Annotated in this window: 20 protein-coding genes and 1 other RNA gene; 10 read left to right on the forward strand and 11 right to left on the reverse strand. The window is 62.9% G+C overall.

Annotation, left to right across the window (positions count from 1 at the left end):
• Positions 1-11: 11 nt before the first annotated feature.
• The 4 genes from B0G73_RS41370 to serC all read right to left on the reverse strand — a co-directional run bounded on the left by B0G73_RS41370 (position 12) and on the right by serC (position 4404).
• A complete protein-coding gene (locus B0G73_RS41370; RefSeq protein WP_258193409.1) occupies positions 12-953 on the reverse strand; it encodes a prephenate dehydrogenase/arogenate dehydrogenase family protein in 942 nt (313 codons plus the stop codon).
• Positions 954-1005: 52 nt separating this feature from the next.
• Entirely contained in the window at positions 1006-2118 is a 1113-nt protein-coding gene (gene hisC, locus B0G73_RS21275; RefSeq protein WP_106283265.1) for a histidinol-phosphate transaminase, read from the reverse strand.
• Positions 2119-2196: 78 nt separating this feature from the next.
• Positions 2197-3279 carry a prephenate dehydratase gene (gene pheA / locus B0G73_RS21280; protein WP_106283266.1) on the reverse strand — a complete coding sequence of 361 codons (1083 nt, stop codon included), beginning with the start codon at positions 3277-3279 and terminating at the stop codon, positions 2197-2199.
• Between the two features lie 78 nt (positions 3280-3357).
• Positions 3358-4404, reverse strand: coding sequence for a 3-phosphoserine/phosphohydroxythreonine transaminase (gene serC / locus B0G73_RS21285; protein WP_258193410.1), 1047 nt, complete (start codon positions 4402-4404; stop codon positions 3358-3360).
• Between serC and B0G73_RS41375 the strand changes: the two genes are divergently transcribed.
• Complete coding sequence (locus tag B0G73_RS41375; protein ID WP_258193416.1) at positions 4294-4704, forward strand: hypothetical protein; 411 nt, start codon at positions 4294-4296, stop codon at positions 4702-4704. The genes serC and B0G73_RS41375 overlap by 111 nt on opposite strands.
• Before the next feature lie 45 nt (positions 4705-4749).
• Here the strand turns inward: B0G73_RS41375 and B0G73_RS21290 are convergent, their stop codons facing one another.
• Both B0G73_RS21290 and gyrA read right to left on the reverse strand, forming a co-directional pair.
• Positions 4750-5352 carry a DUF2059 domain-containing protein gene (locus B0G73_RS21290; protein ID WP_106283267.1) on the reverse strand — a complete coding sequence of 201 codons (603 nt, stop codon included), beginning with the start codon at positions 5350-5352 and terminating at the stop codon, positions 4750-4752.
• A 123-nt stretch (positions 5353-5475) separates the two neighbouring features.
• A complete protein-coding gene (gene gyrA, locus B0G73_RS21295; RefSeq protein WP_106283268.1) occupies positions 5476-8112 on the reverse strand; it encodes a DNA gyrase subunit A in 2637 nt (878 codons plus the stop codon).
• Between the two features lie 488 nt (positions 8113-8600).
• Here gyrA and ompA point away from each other — a divergent pair, with 488 nt between their 5' ends.
• The 5 genes from ompA to B0G73_RS21320 all read left to right on the forward strand — a co-directional run bounded on the left by ompA (position 8601) and on the right by B0G73_RS21320 (position 12013).
• Positions 8601-9248: an outer membrane protein OmpA gene (gene ompA, locus B0G73_RS21300; protein WP_106283269.1), complete on the forward strand. Its 648-nt coding sequence runs from the start codon at positions 8601-8603 to the stop codon at positions 9246-9248.
• A 193-nt stretch (positions 9249-9441) separates the two neighbouring features.
• On the forward strand, positions 9442-10140 hold the full coding sequence (gene ubiG / locus B0G73_RS21305) for a bifunctional 2-polyprenyl-6-hydroxyphenol methylase/3-demethylubiquinol 3-O-methyltransferase UbiG (RefSeq protein ID WP_106283270.1): 699 nt from the start codon (positions 9442-9444) through the stop codon (positions 10138-10140).
• Positions 10141-10171: 31 nt separating this feature from the next.
• Positions 10172-10885: a phosphoglycolate phosphatase gene (gene gph, locus B0G73_RS21310; protein ID WP_106283271.1), complete on the forward strand. Its 714-nt coding sequence runs from the start codon at positions 10172-10174 to the stop codon at positions 10883-10885.
• Positions 10886-11010: 125 nt separating this feature from the next.
• Positions 11011-11380, forward strand: a transfer-messenger RNA (tmRNA) gene (ssrA, locus tag B0G73_RS21315).
• Positions 11381-11653: 273 nt separating this feature from the next.
• On the forward strand, positions 11654-12013 hold the full coding sequence (locus B0G73_RS21320; protein WP_106283272.1) for a hypothetical protein: 360 nt from the start codon (positions 11654-11656) through the stop codon (positions 12011-12013).
• 106 nt (positions 12014-12119) lie between these two features.
• Here the strand turns inward: B0G73_RS21320 and B0G73_RS21325 are convergent, their stop codons facing one another.
• Together B0G73_RS21325 and B0G73_RS21330 are read right to left on the reverse strand one after the other, a co-directional pair.
• Entirely contained in the window at positions 12120-12386 is a 267-nt protein-coding gene (locus B0G73_RS21325; protein WP_106283273.1) for a hypothetical protein, read from the reverse strand.
• Between the two features lie 108 nt (positions 12387-12494).
• Complete coding sequence (locus B0G73_RS21330) at positions 12495-13574, reverse strand: substrate-binding domain-containing protein (RefSeq protein WP_106283274.1); 1080 nt, start codon at positions 13572-13574, stop codon at positions 12495-12497.
• A 134-nt stretch (positions 13575-13708) separates the two neighbouring features.
• On the opposite strand from B0G73_RS21330, the gene B0G73_RS21335 reads away from it, so the two are divergent.
• From B0G73_RS21335 to B0G73_RS21350, 4 genes are read left to right on the forward strand one after another with little or no spacing between them, the layout of a single operon-like run.
• On the forward strand, positions 13709-14194 hold the full coding sequence (locus B0G73_RS21335; protein WP_106283275.1) for an NAD(P)H-dependent oxidoreductase subunit E: 486 nt from the start codon (positions 13709-13711) through the stop codon (positions 14192-14194).
• Complete coding sequence (locus B0G73_RS21340; RefSeq protein WP_106283276.1) at positions 14191-15756, forward strand: NADH-quinone oxidoreductase subunit NuoF; 1566 nt, start codon at positions 14191-14193, stop codon at positions 15754-15756. Before B0G73_RS21335 ends, B0G73_RS21340 begins: the two co-directional genes overlap by 4 nt.
• Positions 15757-15770: 14 nt before the next feature.
• Positions 15771-18719: a formate dehydrogenase subunit alpha gene (gene fdhF, locus B0G73_RS21345; RefSeq protein ID WP_106283277.1), complete on the forward strand. Its 2949-nt coding sequence runs from the start codon at positions 15771-15773 to the stop codon at positions 18717-18719.
• An 8-nt stretch (positions 18720-18727) separates the two neighbouring features.
• Positions 18728-18979, forward strand: coding sequence for a formate dehydrogenase subunit delta (locus tag B0G73_RS21350; RefSeq protein ID WP_106283278.1), 252 nt, complete (start codon positions 18728-18730; stop codon positions 18977-18979).
• Between the two features lie 237 nt (positions 18980-19216).
• Here B0G73_RS21350 and B0G73_RS21355 read toward each other — a convergent pair whose 3' ends face one another.
• The 3 genes from B0G73_RS21355 to B0G73_RS21365 all read right to left on the reverse strand — a co-directional run bounded on the left by B0G73_RS21355 (position 19217) and on the right by B0G73_RS21365 (position 22531).
• On the reverse strand, positions 19217-20941 hold the full coding sequence (locus B0G73_RS21355; RefSeq protein WP_106283279.1) for an FAD-dependent monooxygenase: 1725 nt from the start codon (positions 20939-20941) through the stop codon (positions 19217-19219).
• Positions 20942-21077: 136 nt separating this feature from the next.
• Positions 21078-22175, reverse strand: a complete 1098-nt coding sequence (locus B0G73_RS21360; RefSeq protein ID WP_106283280.1) for a cation diffusion facilitator family transporter — start codon at positions 22173-22175, stop codon at positions 21078-21080.
• Positions 22172-22531, reverse strand: coding sequence for a helix-turn-helix transcriptional regulator (locus B0G73_RS21365; RefSeq protein WP_181196614.1), 360 nt, complete (start codon positions 22529-22531; stop codon positions 22172-22174). Before B0G73_RS21365 ends, B0G73_RS21360 begins: the two co-directional genes overlap by 4 nt.
• Between the last annotated feature and the right edge of the window lie 47 nt (positions 22532-22578).

Consider the following 22578-nt stretch of genomic DNA (forward strand, 5'->3'; position numbering starts at 1 on the left):
TCCAGTTCCGGTTATTTCGACGCGTCGCTGTTCGCGACGCCGGCCGCGCGCTGTTCCTGCCATTCGGTGCGCGCCACGCGCGAGCGCGCGAACACGGCTTCGAGGGCAGCGCCGTCGGCGGCTTCGATGGCCGCGCGCAGACGGGCGAGTACGGCCGTGTAAGCGTCGAGTTCGTCGAGCAACGCGACGCGGTTGGCGACGCACACGTCGCGCCACATTTCCGGGCTCGACGCTGCGATCCGCGTGAAGTCGCGGAAACCGCCCGCGGCAAACGAGAATTTCAGCGCGGCGTCGGGCGAATTGAGAATCTGCTCGACCAGCGCGAACGAGAGCACGTGCGGCAAATGGCTGACCGACGCGAACACGCGGTCGTGCTGCTCGGGCGCCATGTTGCGCACGAGCGCGCCGGTGGCGCGCCACATCGCCGCGACGCGGTCCACGTCTGCCGGCGCATTCTCAGGCAGCGGGCACAACACCACGTTGCGGCCGACATACAGGTCGGGCAAGGCTGCTTCCACGCCGCTGGCTTCGCGGCCGGCAATCGGATGCCCCGGCACGAACTGGCCGATGCGCGCGCCGAGCGCCGCGCGGGCGGCGGCGACCACGTCGGCTTTGGTGCTGCCCGCGTCGGTGACGATCGTCGCGGCATCGAGGAACGGCGCGATGCGTTCGAGCAGCGGCTGCGTCTGCGCGACGGGCGCGGCCAGCAGCACGAAATCGGCGCCGTTGAGCGCTTCACTGAGCGCGGCGTCGTCGTTTAGCGCGGCCGTGCCGTCGATTACACCGAGTTCCAGAGCACGCTCAGTCGACGCGGACGAACGCCCCACACCGATCACCTTGCGCGCGCCGTCGGCCTCGCCACGTTCGCGCAACGCACGCGCGAGCGATCCGCCGATCAGGCCGACACCGAAAATTACCAGCTTGTTAAATGAAAACGCGGCCACGTCGGTCACAAATAAAGCGCGCCTTTCATGCCGACGAGGCGCGCGGGTCCAGGGTTACCGCTTACGCGGCGGCGAGCGTCTTTTCCAGCGCGGCAATGAATGCTTCGTTTTCTTCCGGCAGGCCGATCGTGATGCGCAGCCACTGCGGCAAACCGTAGTTGCCGACCGGACGCACGATCACGCCTTGTTTCAGCAATTCGAGGTTGACGCGGTTGCCGGCCGCGTCGTCGTTGCCGACGCGCACCAGCACGAAGTTGCCGTGCGACGGCACATACTCCAGGTTGAGCTTGTCGAACGCTTCGGTCAGACGGCGATAGCCCTGCGCGTTCAGCGCGGCGCTCTTTTCCAGAAACGCCTTATCGTTCAGCGCGGCGATCGCCGCGGCTTGCGCGAGCGTGTTCACGTTGAACGGCTGACGCACGCGATTCAGCAAATCGGTCAGCTCAGGTTGCGCGATCGCGAAACCCACGCGCAAACCCGCGAGACCGAAAGCCTTCGAAAACGTGCGCGACACCAGCAGATTCGGATAGCGGCGCACCCACGCGATCGCGTCGTAGCGCTTCTCTTCCGGCAGATATTCCGTGTACGCCTCGTCCAGCACGACGACCACGTGGCGCGGCACCTTGTCGAGAAACGCCTCGAGCTTCGGGCCTTCGATGAACGTGCCGGTCGGGTTGTTCGGATTGGCGACGAAAATCAGGCGCGTGTCGTCGGTAACGGCGGCGAGCATCGCGTCGAGATCGTGACCGTATTTGACGGCCGGCACGACGATCGCGCGCGCACCCAGGCCTTGCGTGGCCAACGCGTAAACCGCGAACGAGTACTGCGCATAGACGATCGACTGACCCTTTTCCACGAACGCGTGCGCGGCGATTTCCAGGATGTCGTTGCTGCCGTTACCAAGCGTGACCCAATCGGCGGGCACGCCGTAACGCTCGCTCAGCGCAGCCTTCAATTCGAACGCATTTGCGTCCGGGTAACGGCCCAGTTCGCTTGCGGCCCGCGCCATGGCGCGTTGCGCCGACTCCGGCATGCCGAGCGGATTTTCGTTCGATGCGAGTTTCACGATGGTCGCTTCGTCCAGACCGAACTCGCGGGCCACTTCCGAAATCGGTTTGCCTGCAGTGTAAGGCGCAATCGCGCGCACGTAGGAAGGACCGAAAGGCGCTGTCATGAAAATCTCCGAACGACGATGAGTAATTGAATGCGCGACGGCCGCTGCGTGATGCCGCGCGCCGCCGCGTGAATATCATTAGCGGGCGCGCGGATACGAGCCCAGAATCTTCAGGAACGCGGCCTTCTCGCCGAGTTCGGCGAGCGCGGCGGCGACCGCCGGATCGTCGCGATGGCCTTCGACGTCGATGTAGAAGTAGTACTCCCACGTGCCGACGCGCGCCGGGCGCGATTCGAAGCGCGTCATGGACACGCTGTGACGCGCCAGCGGTTCCAGCAGTTTGACCATCGCGCCCGGTTCGTTGACGACCGACACGATCAGCGAAGTCTGGTCGTAACCGCTCGGACCGGCCGGCTGCTTGCCGATCATCACGAAGCGGGTGCGGTTGTGCGGATCGTCCTGAATCAACGCATACGCGACTTGCAGGCCGTAATGGGTCGCCGCCCGATCGCCGGCGATCGCCGCCACACTCGGATCTTCCGCTGCCATGCGCGCCGCTTCCGCGTTGCTCGACACCGCCTGGCGTTCGAGATGCGGCGCGTTGGTCGACAGCCAGCGCTGGCACTGCGCGAGCGCCTGCGCATGCGCGCACACGCGCGTCACGCCCGTGAGCCCACCGTTCAGCGTCAACAGATTGTGGTGAATCGGCAAAGCCAGTTCGCCGCCGATCGTGAGTTGCGTTTGCAGCAGCAGATCGAGCGTGCGCGACACGGCGCCTTCGGTCGAATTCTCGACCGGCACGACGCCGAATTCCGCGGCGCCGGCTTCGACCGAGCGGAACACTTCGTCGATCGACGGACATGGCAGGCCTTCGATCGACTGACCGAAGTACTCATGCATTGCCTGTTCGCTATAAGTGCCGACCGGGCCGAGATACGCGGCCTTGATCGTCTTCTCGAGCGCGCGGCTCGCGGCCATGATCTCGCGCCAGATCGCGCTGATATGCTCGCTGGCGAGCGGCCCCTCGCTCATGTCCTGCAGGCGCGCGATCACCTGCTGCTCGCGCTCGGGGCGGAACACCGGCGCGTTGAAATGCTTCTTGACCTCGCCCACTTCGAGCGCCACGGCGGCGCGCTGATTGAGAAGCGCGATCAGCTGCGCGTCGAGCGCGTCGATGCGTTCGCGAAGCGGTTTGAGTCGGGTATTGAGTTCGTCGTCCATGCGTGAAAACGGCCCTGCCGGTAGCTGCTGCAAAAATGCGTGCTGGAAAGGATGCGCGCGCCTGCTAGCCAGTGTGGCTCAAGCGCTGCGCTGTTCGAATTCCTTCATGTATTCGACAAGCGCTTTGACGCCCTCGAGCGGGACGGCGTTATAAATCGACGCCCGCATGCCGCCGACGGACTTGTGGCCCTTCAGCTGCACCATTCCCCGCGCTTTCGCGCCGGCCAGGAAATCCTCGTTGCGCGACTCGTCCGCGAGAAAGAACGGTACGTTCATCCGCGAGCGCGAGCCGCGTTCGACCTTGTTCAGATAGAAGCTGCTCGCGTCGATCGCGTCGTACAGCAGTTTCGACTTCTCGACATTACGCGCTTCGATCGCGGCCAGGCCGCCCTGCTTCTTCAACCACTTGAACACCAGCCCGGCGATGTAGATCGCATAAGTGGGCGGCGTGTTGTACATCGAATTGTTCTCGGCGACGGTCTTCCATTCGAACGCCGACGGGCAGATCGATTGCGCACGATCCAGCATGTCCTCGCGCACGATCACCACCGTCACGCCGGCCATGCCGATGTTCTTCTGCGCGCCACCGAACAGCACGCCGTATTTGGCGATGTCCATGGGACGCGACAGGATGTGCGACGAGGCGTCGGCCACGAGCGGAATATCGCCGAGATCGGGAATCTCGAATGTCTCGACGCCGTGGATTGTCTCGTTCGTGCACAGATGCACGTAAGCCGGGTCGTCCGACAGTTGCCATTCGGAGCGGGCGGGTGCGCGCGTGAAACCGTCTGCCGTCTGACCGCTCGCCGCCAGATGCGCGGTGCCGTACTTCTGCGCTTCCTTGAACGACTTCTGCGACCAGGAGCCCGTCACGACGAAATCCGCGCGCGGCTTCGCGCCCATCAGATTCATCGGCACGATTGCGTTCTCGCCGAGACCACCGCCTTGCAGGAACAGAATGCGATGGCTTGCCGGCACTTCGAGCAAGTCGCGCAAATCGACGAGCGCTTCCTCGTGGATCGACATGAACTCTTTCCCGCGATGGCTCATTTCCATCACGCTCATGCCGCTGCCTTGCCAATCGAGCATTTCGTCGGCGGCTTGACGCAGCACTTCTTCGGGCATGGCCGCAGGGCCGGCGGAGAAATTAAAGACGCGCATCGTGAGATCCTGGAAGCAGGCGCAAAAAAAGAAGAGCGCGCAAAGATCGGCGAAGTTGGCAGCCGAGAAAACAACCGCCATGACGCTGACCACGCAATTTTGCCGGCGCGATTTTCTGACGCGGATTTCGGACCATTTCGCGCCGAAAAAGAAAATGGCCGTCTGCGCGTGTGCGCAAACGGCCATTATCGCATTGTCAACGCAATGCCGCCAAACCCGGCGCGCCATATAGCCTACGGGGCGAACCTGCCGGGCGGCGGCTAGCGCGATGTCAGCGCAGCCTTTCGACCTTTTGTCTGTTGACCAGACTTACTTGGCCGGCTTGACCGAAGCGACTTCCTTGTCGGCCTGGTCACGCGTTGCCTTGATCGATTGCGGCATGTACTTTTGCATCAAGCCGTTCACGACGTCGCGGCCAACCTGGTCTTGCACCTGGATGAACTTGCGGCCAGTCGGGCTCTTGTAGAACGCCGTCAGATCCTTGATTTCCGACGTGCTGTAGTACTTCGCGTAAGCGTCGTACTGAGCTTGCATGGCGTCCTGACGGAAATTGTCCGTGGCGAATACCTGGCCTGCGCCGTCAACCAGCTTCGGCACTGCATTCTTTTGCAGCGTCGGGACGGAAGCCTGCTTCTGCTTGTCCGTCATCGTCTTGTTTTCGCTCAAAGCGTCCGACAGGATAGCCGGAACCAGCTGCTTGGCTTGCATCTGGGCGCTGTTGCCGATCGCGCCGACGAGCTTCTGCGCGTCGATTGCGTCCAACAGGTCCTTGATTGCAGCCTGCTTGGCCGGATCAACCGGTGCTGCGGCAGTAGCCGGAGCCGCCGGAGCCGAGCTCTGAAGCGCTTGAGCCATGGCAAAGGTCGGCACGAGGGCAGCCAGCAACATCAGTTGTTTGAATCGTTTTTGCATCATTACTCCCTAATAGAAATGAACTTGAGCAGCAAGCCGCGCGGGACACGTATCAGCCCGACACGCCATTATTCCCGGCGCAGCTTTCAACTAATCACTGAGACTGTAAGGCGCTGATGCGAATCAGGCCGCACCGCCCTCTTCGCCACCGTTGTCACCTTCTGCGGGACCTTCGGCGTCGCCTTCCGCATCACCTTCTGCCTCGGCCTCAGCAACCTGTTGCAGACCTGAAAGCTTGGTCCCTTCGTCAAGGCTGATGAGTGTAACACCTTGGGTTGCGCGTCCCATTTCTCGAATTTCCGAGACCCGCGTACGGATCAGTACGCCAGTATTGGTGATCAGCATGATCTGCGCTTCCTGATCCACCAGCGTCGCGGCCACGACTCGGCCATTACGCTCCGACGTCTGAATCGCGATCATGCCCTTCGTGCCGCGACCATGACGGGTGTACTCGGTGATCGGCGTGCGCTTGCCGAAACCGTTTTCCGTTGCGGTGAGCACCGATTGCTGCTCGTCGCCGGCCACCAGCAGCGCGATCACGTTTTGCCCTTCCTCGAGCTGCATGCCCCGCACGCCGCGCGCTTCGCGGCCCATCGGGCGCACGTCGTTTTCGTCGAAGCGAACCGCTTTGCCTGAATCCGAGAACAGCATCACGTCGTGCTGGCCGTCGGTAATGGCGGCGCCGATCAGGTAGTCGCCGTCATCCAGACCGACCGCAATAATACCCTTGCGCAACACGCGGCCAAAGGCTTCAAGCGGCGTCTTTTTTACGGTTCCTAACGCGGTGCCCATAAAGACGAACTTGTCAGCCGAGAATTCCTTCACCGGCAGAACAACCGTAATCTTTTCGCCTTCCTGAAGCGGGAAGATATTGATGATCGGTCGGCCGCGCGAGTTCCGCGAACCTTGCGGCACTTCATAAACCTTCACGCTGTAGACACGGCCGCGATTCGAGAAGCACAGAATGTGATCGTGCGTGTTCGCGATGAACAGCGTGTCGATCCAGTCGTCTTCCTTCATGGCCGTGGCCTGCTTGCCGCGGCCACCACGCTTCTGCGCGCTGTATTCGGACAGCGGCTGTGATTTAACGTAGCCGGCGTGCGACATGGTCACGACCATTTCTTGCGGCGTGATCAGGTCTTCGGTGTTCAGTTCGGTGGCGTTCAGCTCGATCTTCGAGCGGCGCGCGTCGCCGAATTCGGCTTTGATCGACGTGAGTTCGTCGACGATGATCGCCGTAATGCGCTCCGGGCGAGCCAGAATGTCCAGCAGGTCGGCGATTTGCGCCATCACTTCGCGGTACTCGCCGATGATCTTGTCCTGCTCCAGACCAGTGAGGCGCTGCAGACGCATCTGCAGAATTTCCTGAGCCTGGGTGTCGGACAGACGGTAGAGGCCGTCAGACTGCATACCGAACGACGGATTCAATCCGTCAGGACGATAGGCTTCGCGACCGCCCGCCGTCGCGTTTTCCGTCTCGGCGCGCGACAACATTTCGCGCACCAGCGACGAATCCCACGGACGCGCCATCAATTCCTGCTTGGCGATCGGCGGAGTCGGCGCGGCTTTGATGATCGCGATGAACTCGTCGATGTTGGCGAGCGCAACGGCCAGACCTTCGAGCACGTGGCCGCGTTCACGCGCCTTGCGCAGTTCGTATACAGTGCGCCGCGTCAGCACTTCCCGGCGATGCGACAGGAAGCACGACAGCATTTCCTTCAGGTTCAGCAGCTTCGGCTGGCCGTCGACCAGCGCGACCATGTTCATGCCGAAGGTGTCCTGAAGCTGGGTCGCCTTGTACAGATTGTTCAGAACGACTTCCGGCACTTCGCCGCGCTTGAGCTCGATCACGACGCGCATGCCGCTCTTGTCGGACTCGTCGCGGATGTCGGAGATGCCTTCGAGCTTCTTCTCGTTGACCAGCTCGGCGATGCGCTCCAGAAGTGAGCGCTTGTTCACCTGGTACGGCAGTTCGTCGACGATGATCGACATGCGCTGACCGCGGTCGATTTCCTCGAAGTGCGTGAGCGCGCGCATCACCACGCGGCCGCGGCCGGTGCGATAGCCGTCGCGCACGCCGGCCACGCCGTAGATGATGCCGGCGGTCGGGAAGTCGGGTGCCGGAATGATCTCGATCAGTTCGTCGATCGTGGCTTCCGGGTTCTTGAGCAGATGCTGGCACGCGTCGACAACCTCGTTGAGGTTGTGCGGCGGGATGTTGGTCGCCATGCCGACGGCGATGCCGGACGAGCCGTTGATCAGCAGATTGGGAATGCGCGCCGGCAGGATGGCCGGTTCGTTTTCGCTGCCGTCGTAGTTCGGCGTGAAATCGACTGTTTCCTTGTCGATGTCGGCCAGCAGTTCGTGGCCGATCTTCGCCATGCGGATTTCGGTGTACCGCATCGCCGCGGCGTTGTCGCCGTCGACCGAGCCGAAGTTGCCCTGACCGTCCACCAGCATGTAGCGCAGCGAGAAGTCTTGCGCCATCCGGACGATAGTGTCGTAAACAGCCGTATCGCCGTGCGGGTGATATTTACCGATAACGTCGCCGACAATACGCGCCGACTTCTTGTACGCCCGGTTCCAGTCGTTGTTCAGTTCGTGCATCGCGTACAGCACGCGCCGGTGCACCGGCTTCAGGCCATCGCGAACATCGGGAAGCGCACGCCCCACGATCACGCTCATCGCGTAATCGAGATACGAACGGCGCATTTCCTCCTCTAGGGAGATTGGCAGAGTCTCTTTGGCGAATTGATCCATTATCCGTATCTTTTACGTGCCAAGACGACGGCTTAACTTCAATTCGCCGCGCCTTCGCGTAAGCATTGCAGGCGCAACGCATCACGCGATTCTAACATGCCGCGAATCCGCTCCCGACGAACGTACGTATACCTATTAGCAGGGGTGCGCACGAGGCGTTCCTCGACGCTCCTTTTTTGAGACCCGTCAGGCTCGATTCGTGCGTGGGGCAATTCGCCGCTCAGCCATGACTGGCGGAGCCTCCAGGGAATTACTTCTGTTGCGCATGCACCACAATTGGAGGGTGATTCGATCGGGGGCAGATTTTTTTATCGTTGGACGGGAACGATATGGCAAAATGCCAACGCACAAAGAGTTAGACACGGCTCGAAGTCTACACAGCACGTTTTTTGTTCTACACCGATGTTATACTTCGAGCAATGTATGACTTGTCTTCGTCAACAGGCTCGCAGTAAACCTGCGGTAATCTCAATTTCGAGAGGAGAAATATGAATAAACTTTCAAAGCTCGCGTTCATTGCAGCTACCGCGGTTATGGCTGCATCCGCCATGGCACAGTCGGTGCCGGCGTCGCGACAAGCTACGAACGACAACTGGGTGAATGGTACCGGCGAATACGTGTGGATGAACGGCACGAACGAGCTGTGCTGGCGCGATGCATTCTGGACGCCGGCAACGGCCAACGCAAAGTGCGATGGCGCTCTGGTTGCTCAAGCTCCGACTCCGCCGGCTCCGGTCGCACCTGCACCGGCTATTACGAGCCAGAAGATTACGTATCAAGCTGACGCACTGTTCGACTTCGACAAGGCCACCCTGAAGCCGGCCGGCAAGGAAAAGCTGGACGATCTGGCATCGAAGATCGGCGCGCTGAACCTCGAAGTCGTCGTCGCAACGGGTTACACGGACCGCATCGGTTCGGACAAGTACAACGACCGTCTGTCGCTGCGTCGTGCTCAAGCTGTGAAGGCATACCTGGTCAGCAAGGGCATCGAATCCAACCGTATCTATACGGAAGGCAAGGGCAAGCGCAACCCGGTCACGACCGGTTGCAACCAGAAGAACCGCAAGCAACTTATCGCCTGCCTCGCACCGGATCGTCGCGTGGAAGTCGAAGTTGTCGGTACTTCGAAGCAGTAAGCTACAAAATACCGCAGTATCAAAGCCCCGCTTCGGCGGGGCTTTTTTTATGTCCGGCGAGGTGCTCGGCCCCGCATCCGAACCGGGCCCGGACCTCGAGCGGGTGGCATTTTGCCGCTCAGTCCCTCGACCTATATACTCAGGGTTTATCCTCGAGCGCCCGCTCACCGCTCTCTTCGAGGCAGCTTCCGCCATGACCAACGCCGATCCCCACGAACTGCAGAAATTTAGCGATCTCGCGCATCGTTGGTGGGACCCGAATGCCGAATTCAAGCCGTTGCATGAACTCAATCCGATCCGCCTGGGCTGGATCGACGCACACGCGCATCTCGCGGGCAAGACCGTGCTGGATATAGGCTGCGGCGGCGGCATTCTGTCCGAGTCGATGGCGGGCCTGGGCGCGCACGTGAAAGGCATCGACCTGTCGACCCAGGCGCTGGGCGTGGCCGATCTTCACAGCCTTGAAAGCGGTGTAACCGTCGATTACGAAGAAATCGCCGCCGAGGCGCTCGCCGCTCGCGAACCCGCCAAATACGACGTCGTGACCTGCATGGAAATGCTCGAGCACGTGCCTCAGCCTGCCGCCATCGTCGAGGCGTGCAAGACGCTGGTGAAACCCGGCGGCTGGGTGTTCTTTTCCACCCTGAACCGCAATGTGAAGTCGTACCTGTTCGCCGTGATCGGCGCCGAATACATCGCGCGCATGCTGCCCAAGGGTACGCACGACTACGCACGCTTCATTCGCCCATCGGAACTGGCGAGCTTTGTGCGCGGCGCCGGCCTGCGCACGGCCGATATCAAAGGCATTGTGTATAACCCGCTCAGCAAGCATTTCACGCTGTCCGCCGACACGAGCGTGAACTACATGCTCGCCTGCCGCCGCGACGTTTGATCCGCCCCGACCTGCCGGACCTATCGAACCAATGAGCGATCCCACGCCCCTGCCCCAGCGCGAAGACAATGAAGACGCACTCGGTCTTTGCCACGCCGTCCTGTTCGACCTCGACGGCACGCTAGCCGACACCGCGCCCGACCTCGCGGCGGCCGTCAACAAGATGCGCCACGATCGCGGGCTGGAGATGGTGCCGCTCGAAGATCTGCGGCCGCTCGCATCCGCGGGCGCGCGTGGGCTGATCGGCGGCGCGTTCGGGATCGGTCCCGATAGTCACGAATTCGCGTCGATGCGCGAGGAGTTCCTCGCCAACTACGAAGCCGATCTGTGCATCGAGACCACACTGTTTCAAGGCATTCCCGAGATGCTCGACGAACTCGACGCGCGCGGTGTGCGCTGGGGCATCGTCACGAACAAGGTGGCGCGGCTGACCGAGCCGCTGATCGCACAGCTCGGCCTCGAAGAGCGCGCGGGCTGTGTCGTGAGCGGCGACACCACGCCACATTCGAAACCGCACCCGGCGCCGTTACTGCATGCGGCGCGCGAACTGGACGTGGCGCCGGAGCGCATCGTCTACGTGGGCGACGATCTGCGCGACGTGCAGGCCGGTTTCGCCGCCGGCATGAAGACGGTCGCGGCGGCGTACGGCTACTGCGGCAACGACATCCCGCCGACGCAATGGCATGCGCAACACGTCGTCCAGTCGCCGGCGGAATTGCAGAAGTTGCTGCGCGACATCGGCTGAGCCGCGACGTCGACCGGCGCAAAGGCGAAAACCAGGGCCGCGCCGGTTGCGCCAATGAGTCAGGACGTAGCCGTCAAACTATTGTAAAATCTCCGTCTGGCTCAGAAATTTGAGCAACGAACCGCGGGGGCGACCTGGTTTCGACAGGGGTTGCGAAGCGGCTAGGGCATGTCGAGGCCCCGTCACCTCGTAAATCAGCGGGAAAAACGTAACTGCAAACGACGAAACGTTCGCACTGGCAGCCTAAGGGCCGCCGTCCTCTGCCTAGTTCACTGACGGGCTAGAGTCGCAAGACCGGTAGCAATACCGACAGAGGTCATATACGTCAGTTAAGCCTGGGTGGTGTCACGACATCCGGGTCGAAAATCTAGTGAATCGCCGTAGTGCAGCGTGTTCGTCCGCGTCACTATGGTTAAATCAAAAGACAGAACTACACATGTAGAACTAGTCGTAGAGTGCTTCTGGACGCGGGTTCGATTCCCGCCGCCTCCACCAGAACATGTTTCACGCTGCACCATCAAGTCTCATCGAAAACCCGTAAGCGGCCTGCTGCTTGCGGGTTTTTTCTTATCCCTCGCGCCCTTCCCGCTGCGCGCTTTCCCGCACTATCCTTTTCTTATCTCATCCGCGCGCCGTCGCGTGACCGACCCTCTCGCGATCCTCGGATGAAGAAGCGATTGGAATAAACGCATCCGCTCAGTCGTTTGATCCTCACGCGCGCACGCCGTGCCTCGCGTGAGACCAACACCAAAATCAGGAGCCGACATCATGCGCAAAACTCTTTTCTGCCTCGCCCTTCTCGCTCTGCAACAAAGCGCTTTCGCCGAAGCACCAAAGATCGTCGACGGACGCTTCGTCAATGCGGACGGCATGACGCTCTATACCTTCGACAAGGACACCACACCCGGCGTGAGCGCCTGCACGGGCGGCTGCATGAACTACTGGCCCGCGGCCACGGCTAGCGCGTCGGACAAACCCTCCGGCGACTGGACCGTGATCACCGGCGCAGACGGCAAGCCGCAATGGGCGTACAAAGGCCATCCGCTCTACCGCTATGCAGCGGACAAGCAGGCGGGAGACATGAAGGGAGAAGGCTTCAAAGACATGTGGCACACGGCGAAACCTTAAGCGCGCGCCGCGAGCCGGCAACACCACGCCAGACTAAAGCCGAGAGTCAAACGGAAGACGCCGGCAGAACGCCGGCGTCGCACTCACGACGGACACCTGCCTGCGCTTATTCGTCTTTAGGACACTGCAGATTGCAACCATTCGGATCGCCCAAATCGCCGCGCTTGCGCATGGCCGATTTTTTGTTGCTCTGGTATTTGTCCGAAGGAGACGACGCCGCAAACGGCATTTGCGGATGTTCGGCGAGACGGAACTGATCTTGCAGAATGCCGCCCGGGACACCCGGCGAATTCTGTGCGAAAGCAACTGGCGAGGTGGCGAGGAGCGCACCAGCCGTCGCAACGGCAGCACATACGTGAAGAATGACTTTCATATTGATCGGCGCGACATAGCGCGCAGTTTAGGCGGAAGCGGAAGCTTAGAGAGTATCCCAAACGGACGCCATACGCAGCGCCAAACATAGGCTGATGTTTACGGCCGCTTACGCCACCGCTTCACCCAGGCCCTCTTCAAGATCCACCACCTTGCCGCAATCTTGCGGGTCATAGCCTTCGAGCTGATCCACGCTATGGCGAAACGCGCTGCCGCGCAGCAATCCGAGCACTGTCGCAAGCGGCGTACGTTCGAGGCGCGCGCGGTCGCACGCAAAATAATAGTCTTCGTCGACAATCGGAATGAAGTCGAGACCGAAGTGATGCGCCGCGGGCTCCACGCCGAAACCCACATCCGCCATGCCGCTCGCGACGAACGCCGCAATCGCCGAATGCGTCAGTTCGGCCGACGCATAACCATTGACCCGATCCGGATCGACTCCGACTTTCCGTAGCGCGAGATCGAGCAACATGCGTGTGCCGGAGCCGGGTTGTCGATTCACGAAGCGGATATCGTCGCGCGCGAGATCGCTCAGGCCGGCGATTCTCTTCGGGTTGCCTTTACCAAGAAAGAGCCCTTGCTTGCGCCGCGTGAGATGCACGAGCACGTGACGCTGCGGATCGAGCCAGCGCCGATACGCATCGGCGCATGCCGCACGAAACTCGCCGAGCGGCAAATGGAAGCCGGCCAGATCGCATTCGCCGCGCGCAAGCGCGCTGACGGCGTCCGCGCTGTCGCGATACTTGATGTCGACCGGCAGCTCGTCGGCGACCAGCGCCGTCACAAGCGCGGCCACGGCGTAACCGTGCGACGCGAAAATGCGCACGTCGTCGGCGGGCGGCGCGAGCCAGCGGTTCAGATCGCTCGCCACTTCGCTGGCGAGCGCCTGCATATTGCCGTCGAGCCGTTCGCCGCACAGACGCTGCGCACGCAAGACCGCTTGCCCGAGTTCGGACAGCACCGAGCCGCGGCCACGCTCTTTCGCGATCAGCGGACCGCCCAGACGCTCTTCGATGCTGCGCAGTAAACCCCACGCATGACGGTAGGACAAACCCTTAAGCGTCGCGGCCTGCGCGATGCTGCCTGATTCATTCACCAGCGCGAGCAATGGCACCACGTCCGACAGGCTTGCCTCTCGGCCGTCCGGACCCTTCACCACCAGTTGTGCCTGACACTCGATTCTGATCATATATGTTGAACTCTTTCCTATTGCATCGGCCGAAATGCCCGCCTATTGTTCGGCTATCCCATATCGAATAAACGAAGCATAAGTGCACGCATTATGAATAACAAGTGCATATATGACTTTGGAGGAGCCCCCACTTGGACGATTCCATCGCCGTCGCGCCGGATCAACTCGTTGAGCGTCACGCGCAGCCGGGCGTGTCGCTGCTAGCGGTCTTGCATGCGATTCAGGACGAAGTCGGTTACGTGCCACCCGCCGCGGTCGCGCCGCTAGCGCGCGCCATGAACCTGTCGCGCGCGGAAGTGCACGGCGTCATCACCTACTACCACCACTTCCGCACGCAGCCGGCCGCAGCCGTCACGGTGCAACTGTGCCGCGCGGAAGCCTGCCGCAGCATGGGCACCGAAGCGCTCGCGCAACATATCGAGGCGCACACCGGTTGCCGCTTCGACGGCGAACATCAGCATGGCGCGACGGTGGAACTGGAATCGGTGTATTGCCTCGGCCAATGCGCGCTGTCGCCGGCGCTGATGCTCAACGGCACGCTGCACGCCAAGGTCACGCCGCAAAAGTTCGACGCGATCTTCGCGGCCGCCAGCAAGTGCGTGGAGGTGACGGCATGACGCGCATCTACGTTCCCCGCGATTCGTCGGCATTGGCCCTCGGCGCTGACGCGCTCGCGCATGCAATCGAAGCCGAAGCGGCACGCCGCGGCGTCGCCATCGAACTGGTTCGCAACGGTTCACGCGGCCTGCTGTGGCTCGAACCGCTCGTCGAAGTTCAGACGCCTGAAGGCCGCATCGGCTACGCGAATGCCGAAGCCGGCGACGTCGCCGCTCTGTTCGACGCCGGCTTCCTCGAAGGGGGCGCACACGCAAACCGCGTCGGCGTGGTCGATGACATTCCGTATCTGAAGAAGCAGCAGCGCCTGACCTTCGCGCGCATCGGCATCACTGACCCGCTTTCAATTGACGACTACGTCGCTCACGGCGGGCTCGAAGGCTTGCGCCAGGCTCTGCGAACCGATGGCGACGCCGCCTGCGAAGCGTTGATCGAATCCGGCCTGCGCGGCCGCGGCGGCGCAGCCTTCCCCGCCGGCATCAAATGGCGCACGGTGCGTGGCGCCAAAGCGGCGCAAAAGTACATCGTCTGCAACGCGGACGAAGGCGATTCCGGCACCTTCTCCGATCGCCTCGTGATGGAAAGCGATCCGTACGTGCTGATCGAAGGGATGATCATCGCGGGCATCGTGACGGGCGCGACGGTCGGCCATATCTACGTGCGCAGCGAGTATCCGCATTCGATCGCCACGCTCGAAGCGGCAATCGCGAAAGCACGCGCCGCCGGCTGGCTCGGCGACAGCGTGCTCGGCTCAACGGCGCATCGCTTCGAACTGTTCGTCGCGAAAGGCGCCGGCGCCTATGTGTGCGGCGAGGAAACGGCGCTGCTCGAATCGCTCGAAGGCAAGCGCGGCATTGTGCGCGCCAAGCCGCCGGTGCCGGCGCTCGTCGGCCTGTTCGGCCAACCGACCGTGATCAACAACGTGATCACGCTCGCCACGGTGCCGATCATCTTCGCGCGCGGCGCGGCGTTCTACAAAGACTTCGGCATGGGCCGCTCGCGCGGCACGCTGCCGTTCCAGCTCGCGGGCAATGTGAAGCAAGGCGGCCTCGTCGAACTCGCGTTCGGCGTGACGCTGCGCGAATTGCTGTACGACTACGGCGGCGGCACGGCGAGCGGAAGGCCGGCGCGTGCGGTGCAAGTGGGCGGCCCGCTCGGCACGTATCTGCCGGAAAGCCAATGGGACATACCGATGGACTACGAGGCTTACGCGGCGGTCGGCGCGGTGGTGGGCCATGGCGGCCTGGTCGTACATGACGACACCTCGAATCTCGCCGAACTCGCGCAGTACGCCATGCACTTTTGCGCGCTCGAATCGTGCGGCAAATGCACGCCGTGCCGGATCGGCTCGACGCGCGGCGTCGAAGTGATCGGCCGGATTCGCAACGGCGACACGTCTACACGACAAGTGCAATTGCTGCGCGATCTGTGCGACACGATGGTGTCCGGTTCGCTTTGCGCGATGGGCGGCATGACGCCGTTCCCGGTGTTGTCCGCGCTCGATCATTTCCCCGAAGACTTCGGTCTCGCCGACGTATCTCATCACGCGCCGAAAGCGGCCTGACCCAGGAGCCCACCATGTCCGACGTGCTCAACTCTCCCACTGGCGGCTGCGGCTCCGGCAACTGCGCGTGTAAATCGCAAGCCCAGCAGCAGCGCGCGCCCCGCTCTTTCTTCGACGACACCGATTTCGGCACGCCCGAGCGCCACGCCGACATCGACGTCACGCTGGAAATCGACGGCCAGTGCGTCACGGTTCCCGCCGGCACCTCGGTAATGCGCGCCGCCGTCGAAGCGGGCGTCAACGTGCCGAAGCTCTGCGCGACCGATTCGCTGGAACCGTTCGGCTCGTGCCGTTTGTGTCTCGTGGAAATCGAAGGCAAGCGCGGTTATCCCGCTTCGTGCACGACGCCGGTCGAAGCCGGCATGAAGGTCCGCACGCAGACCGATCGTCTGCAGTCGCTGCGCCGCAACGTGATGGAGTTGTACATCTCCGATCACCCGCTCGACTGCCTCACCTGCCCCGCCAACGGCGACTGCGAACTGCAGGACATGGCGGGCGTGACGGGCTTGCGCGAAGTGCGTTACGGTTTCGACGGCGCGAATCACCTGAAGGACAAGAAAGACGAGTCGAATCCGTACTTCACTTACGACGCGTCCAAATGCATCGTCTGCAATCGCTGCGTGCGCGCGTGCGAGGAAACGCAAGGCACGTTTGCGTTGACCATCGCCGGGCGCGGTTTCGAATCACGCGTGGCGGCCAGCGAAAACGTGCCGTTCATGGAGTCGGAATGCGTATCGTGCGGCGCCTGCGTGGCCGCCTGCCCGACCGCGACCTTGCAGGAAAAGACCGTCATCATGCTCGGCCAGGCCGAGCATTCAGTGGTGACGACGTGCGCGTATTGCGGCGTCGGCTGCTCGTTCAAGGCGGAGATGAAGGGCAACGAGGTCGTGCGGATGGTGCCGCACAAGAACGGCCAGGCCAACGAAGGCCACGCTTGCGTGAAGGGCCGCTTTGCCTGGGGCTATGCAACGCACAAGGATCGCATCACCAAGCCGATGATCCGCGCGAAGATCACCGATCCGTGGCGCGAAGTCAGTTGGGAAGAAGCGCTCACGTATGCCGCGTCGGAATTCCGCCGCATTCAGGCCAAGCACGGGCGCGATTCGATCGGCGGCATCACGTCGTCGCGTTGCACGAACGAAGAAACGTATCTGGTGCAAAAGCTCGTGCGCGCCGCGTTCGGCAACAACAACGTCGACACCTGCGCGCGCGTTTGCCACTCGCCGACCGGCTATGGATTGAAGACCACGTTGGGCGAATCGGCGGGCACGCAGACTTTTGCATCCGTCGATAAAGCCGACGTGATCATGGTGATCGGCGCAAATCCGACCGACGGCCATCCGGTGTTCGGCTCGCGTCTGAAGCGTCGTGTGCGTGAAGGCGCGAAGCTGATCGTCGTGGATCCGCGCCGCATCGATATCGTCGATACGCCGCACGTGAAGGCGTCGCATCATCTGCAATTGCGGCCGGGCACCAACGTGGCTGTAGTGAATGCGCTGGCGCATGTGATCGTCATGGAAGGTCTGGTCAACGAAGCGTTCGTAGCGGAGCGCTGCGAAACCCGCGCGTTCGAGCAATGGCGCGATTTCGTCGCGCTGCCTGAGAACGCGCCGGAAGCGACCGAAGCGCTGACCGGCGTACCGGCTCAATCCGTGCGCGAAGCCGCGCGCATCTATGCGACCGGCGGCAACGCCGCGATCTACTACGGCCTCGGCGTCACCGAACACGCGCAAGGCTCGACCATGGTGATGGGCATCGCCAACCTCGCAATGGCGACGGGCAACATCGGCCGCGAAGGTGTGGGCGTCAATCCGCTGCGCGGCCAGAACAATGTGCAGGGTTCGTGCGACATGGGCTCGTTCCCGCACGAACTGCCGGGCTACCGCCACATCAGCGACACGGTCACGCGCACACTGTTCGAAGACGCCTGGAAGGTCACGCTGCAACCGGAACCGGGCCTGCGCATTCCGAACATGTTCGACGCCGCCGTGCACGGCACCTTCAAGGGTCTGTACTGCCAAGGCGAAGACATCGTGCAGTCGGATCCGAATACTCATCACGTGTCGGCTGCGTTGGCGTCGATGGAATGCATCGTCGTGCAGGACATTTTCCTGAACGAGACCGCCAAGTACGCGCACGTGCTGCTGCCGGGTTCATCGTTCCTCGAAAAGGACGGCACGTTCACCAACGCGGAGCGCCGCATCTCGCGCGTGCGCAAGGTCATGCCGCCGGTGCCGGGCTACGCCGACTGGGAAGTCACGGTGATGCTCTCGCGCGCGCTCGGCTATGAAATGGACTACACGCACCCGTCGCAGATCATGGACGAGATCGCGCGTCTCACGCCGACCTTCCACGGTGTCTCGTACAGGAAGCTCGACGAGATGGGCAGCATTCAGTGGCCTTGCAACGAGAATGCGCCGGACGGCACGCCGACCATGCACATCGACAGCTTCGTGCGCGGCAAGGGCAAGTTCGTGATTACGAAGTTCATCGCGACGCCCGAGAAAGTCACGCGCAAATTTCCGATGCTGCTCACCACGGGCCGTATCCTGTCGCAGTACAACGTCGGTGCGCAGACACGCCGTACCGAGAACTCGCGCTGGCACGACGAGGATCGGCTGGAAATCCATCCGCACGACGCCGAAGAACGCGGCATCAAGACGGACGATTGGGTCGGCATCGAATCGCGCGCGGGACAGACCGTGTTGCGCGCGAAGGTGACCGAACGCATGCAGCCTGGCGTGGTCTACACGACGTTCCACTTCCCCGAGTCGGGCGCGAACGTGATCACCACCGATAGCTCGGACTGGGCGACCAACTGTCCGGAGTACAAGGTGACCGCGGTGCAGGTCATGCCGGTCGAACAGCCGTCGCAATGGCAGAAGGACTATTCACGTTTCAACACCGAACAGCTCGATCTGCTGAAGCAGCGCGAGCTGGCCAACGCGACATCGGGCAAGTGAGGCCGGGCATGGACAATCAGAACCTGATCGACATGGCTAACCGGATCGGCGATTTTTTCGATTCGATGCCAGACCGCGAGGAAGCGCTCGCCGGCATCGCCGACCATATCCGCCGCTTCTGGGAGCCGCGCATGCGGCGCGCGCTGCTCGCTTCGCTCGATGAGCCGGATGCGAGCGGCATCGAGATGTCGGCTATCGTCGAGGAAGCGCTGGTCAAACATCGCGAGCAATTGACGCCGGCGGCGCCGACAACGGTGTAGCCGGGTGCGGCGGCGGCGGCTGTGCAGCCAGGCCGCTTGCTCGCACGCGCAAGCCAGGTCGCATCAATGAGGTCATACCGGGCCGCAACCGCGACGCGCCGCTGACCTCGCACCACTGACAGCCTGGCTCGGAACGCGGCCGTAATAAGGCCGCTTGCTCCGCTATCTCTCTGTTCTCCGTGAACCAGTCAGCGGGCATCGCTGCGCTTGCCGCTTAAGGTCGGCAAGCCGCCCGCGTCACAAAGCCGCCTGCTCCGGTATCTCACCATTCACCGTGAACCACGCTTCGCAATGCCGTAACAGGCCGTGCAGATCGGAACCGGTCCGCCCGCGCGCGCTGATGTAACCGTCCGGCCGCACCAGATAGAACGACGGCCGCGTGCGCCCATACGATTCGGAGAGCGCCGGACCGCCGTCGCCGTTGGTATCCGTGATGCGCCAGATGCGCACCGCGCCCGGCAGCAATCGCTCGACTTCCGCCGCCACGCGCTCCATTTCCGCGTCCGGCGGCGGTTCATGCTTCGCGGCGGGATCGAGCGGCGTTTCGTCGACGGGCAACGGCGGCACCAGCAGGAACAGCGAGAAGAACGCCGGGTCGTGCAGATCGAAAACGCAGCCGACGCCGGGCGCGCGGCCCAGCGGTCCGTCCACCACATGCACCAGCGCATCGGGCGCGCGCTCGCCGGCACGCGGCCCGCCGTCGAGCACACGTTCGAGCGTCAGCGGACTGCGCCGGTACTGGATCGATAACTCGCTGATGGTAGCGCGCGCCGCGTCGCGCAGCGGACCCAGCGCGGCGAGCACCGGCATCACGCGTTCGCGCAGCAGCTTCAGCGGTCCGTGATCGGCCTCGGCCATATGCGTGATGAAACCGGTCTGCCGCAGCACGTCACGTTCGATCGGATGACGTTCGGTGTGATAGGTGTCGAGCAGCCGGTCGGGCGCCGCGCTCTTCAGCACACGCGCCAGCTTCCAGCCGAGATTGAACGCTTCCTGAATGCCGGTGTTCATGCCTTGCGCGCCGGCCGGGCTGTGCACATGAGCGGCGTCGCCAGCGAGGAAGATGCGGCCGACGCGCAGCCGGTCCACCATGCGGCTGTTCAGATGAAAATACGAGGACCACGCCAGGTCCGACACGTCGACCCGCTCGCGCACGCGCCGGGCGATCAACGCCTTGCATTCCTCGAGCGACGGCGCCGGCACTTTGTTCAACGGCGGTTCACCCAGCACCGCGGGCGTCGCGGGCGGCGCGACGGCGGCAGGCTCGAGCGCATGATCCGCGATCAGGCGATGCCGGCCGTGGCCCATTGGAAATAGCGCCACCAGTCCTTCGCCAGACGCGAAGATATGAAACTCGTCTTCGGGCCAATCGGTTTCGGCGTGCAGATCGGCAAGCAGGAAAGTCTGCTCGAAGGTCTTGCCTTCAAAGCCCAGACCCAGGCGATGACGGATCGCACTATGCGCGCCATCGGCGGCGATCATGTACGAAGGACGCATCGTCTCCGTGTGACCGTCCGCGCGGCGCAGCGTCGCTTGGATGCTGGCGGAGCCTTGCGCGAACATGGTCAGCTCGACACCGCGCTCGACCGTCACGCCGAACGTTGCGAGATGCTCCGTCAGCAAGCGCTCGGTCACGGACTGATCGAGAAACAGCAGATAGGGATAGCGCGTGTGGAGCGGATCGAAATCGAGTTGGGCGAGACGCATGCCGTTCGAAAACAGATTGGCGATGCGCGCGCGATGGCCGAGTTCGAGAAACGGTTCGACCAGCCGATGCTGCTCGAGCAACTCGAGCGTGCGCGCCTGGATGCCGATGGCCCGCGAATACGGGTTCGGCTGCATGGCTTTGTCGATCAGGCGCACGGGGATGTGGGCACGCGCAAGACTCATCGCCGCGGCGAGCCCGGTGGGGCCGGCGCCGACGATCAGCACCGGCGACGCATCGTTTGCGGCAGCGTCCATGCGGAACTCCGGAAACAACAATGCGTTCTAGTGTACGCCCGGAGGAAGTCGCCCTGAAGCGTCGCTGGCAAGCCGCCGACGGTGCGCTGCATCAATCATGCGATTGGCCTGGGCTTACTGCGCACACACGTTTGCCTCAATGCGCGTGCGGCGCATGATCCATTGCGCACCGATGGTCCGTGGTGCCGAGGTCGACTTGCAGCGTGGCGTGATGCATCGAGAAACGTTCGCGCAGCGTGACGACGATCACGTCGAGCGACTCGTCGCCGGGGTGGCCGTCCGGCATCACCAGATGCGCGCTCAGCGCATTGCCGGTGGTCGAGAGCGCCCACACATGCAGATCGTGCACATCGACGACGCCGGGCTGTCCCGCCAGATAATCGCGGATACTTTGCAGATCGACGCCGGGCGGCACGGCGTCGAGCGCGAGGCGCACCGAATCGCGTAATAGGCCCCACGTGCCGACCACCACGACCGCCACCACGAGCAGGCTCATGACCGGGTCGAGCCACGTCCAGTTGGTGTAGAGAATCACGAGGCCGCTCACCGCGACCGCCGCCGAGATGCCGGCATCCGCCGCCATGTGCAGGAAGGCGCCGCGAATGTTCAAGTCTTCCTTCTGCCCGCGCATGAAGAGCCACGCGGAAATCCCGTTGACCACCACGCCGACCGTCGCGACGACGAACACCGCGAGCCCCGCCACCGGCGCAGGATTCATCAGCCGCCCGATTGCTTCGGCGACGATCACGCCGCATGCGAACAAGAGCAGCCCGGCATTGATGAGCGAAGCGAGAATCGACGAGCTGCCGTAACCGAACGTGTAGCGCGCCGACGGGCGACGGGTGGCGAGCCATGACGCGCCCCAGGCGAGCAGCAGCCCGAGCACATCGGAGAGATTGTGGCCGGCGTCGGCGAGCAGCGCGGTGGAATGAGCAAGCACACCGTAGACGGCTTGCGCGATCACGATGGCGATGTTCAACACGACCGCGAGCGCGAACGCGCGGCCGTGGCCTGCGACGGGAGCATGGGCGTGGTGATGGCCGGCGTGGCCGTGGGCGTGACTGTGACCGCTATGACTGTGATCGTGGCCACTGTGGTTGTGGCTGCTTTCACTGTGGCTTTGGCTGTGACTGTGGCTGTGGGCGCCGTCCGCTTGACCGGCTTGGTCGGCGCGGCCCGAGGTGCGATCGTAACGGTCTGCAGCAACAGTGTTCGGAGTTTCCGGTTTCTTCATGACGGTTCCAGTGAATCATCGCCGGCCGGTTCGGCCACGTGTTCGAGCATACCGGCCAGCATCGCGCTGATATGACGGTCGGCGGCGAGATAGAAGACCTGCTTGCCCTGTCGTTCCGCGCGCACGATCCGCGCCGCGCGAAGCAGCCGCAAATGATGGCTCACGAGCGACGACGACAACCCCAGCGCCTCGGCAATCGCCCCGACCGCGCGCCGCTCGTCGAGGCACGCCAGTACGATGCGCAAGCGCGTGGGGTCGCCGAGAAGGCGAAACAGATCGGCAAGCGGCACGATCGTGTCCACCGAGCGATCGTCAACGCTCGCAGACGACGAGTTGGAAGCAAGGGAAGAAGCCATGGCAGGCGGCGCTGCGGAAGAACATATGAACATGTATTCATATGTTA

Origin of the sequence: Paraburkholderia sp. BL25I1N1, assembly GCF_003002025.1 — a bacterium.
GTDB lineage: Bacteria > Pseudomonadota > Gammaproteobacteria > Burkholderiales > Burkholderiaceae > Paraburkholderia.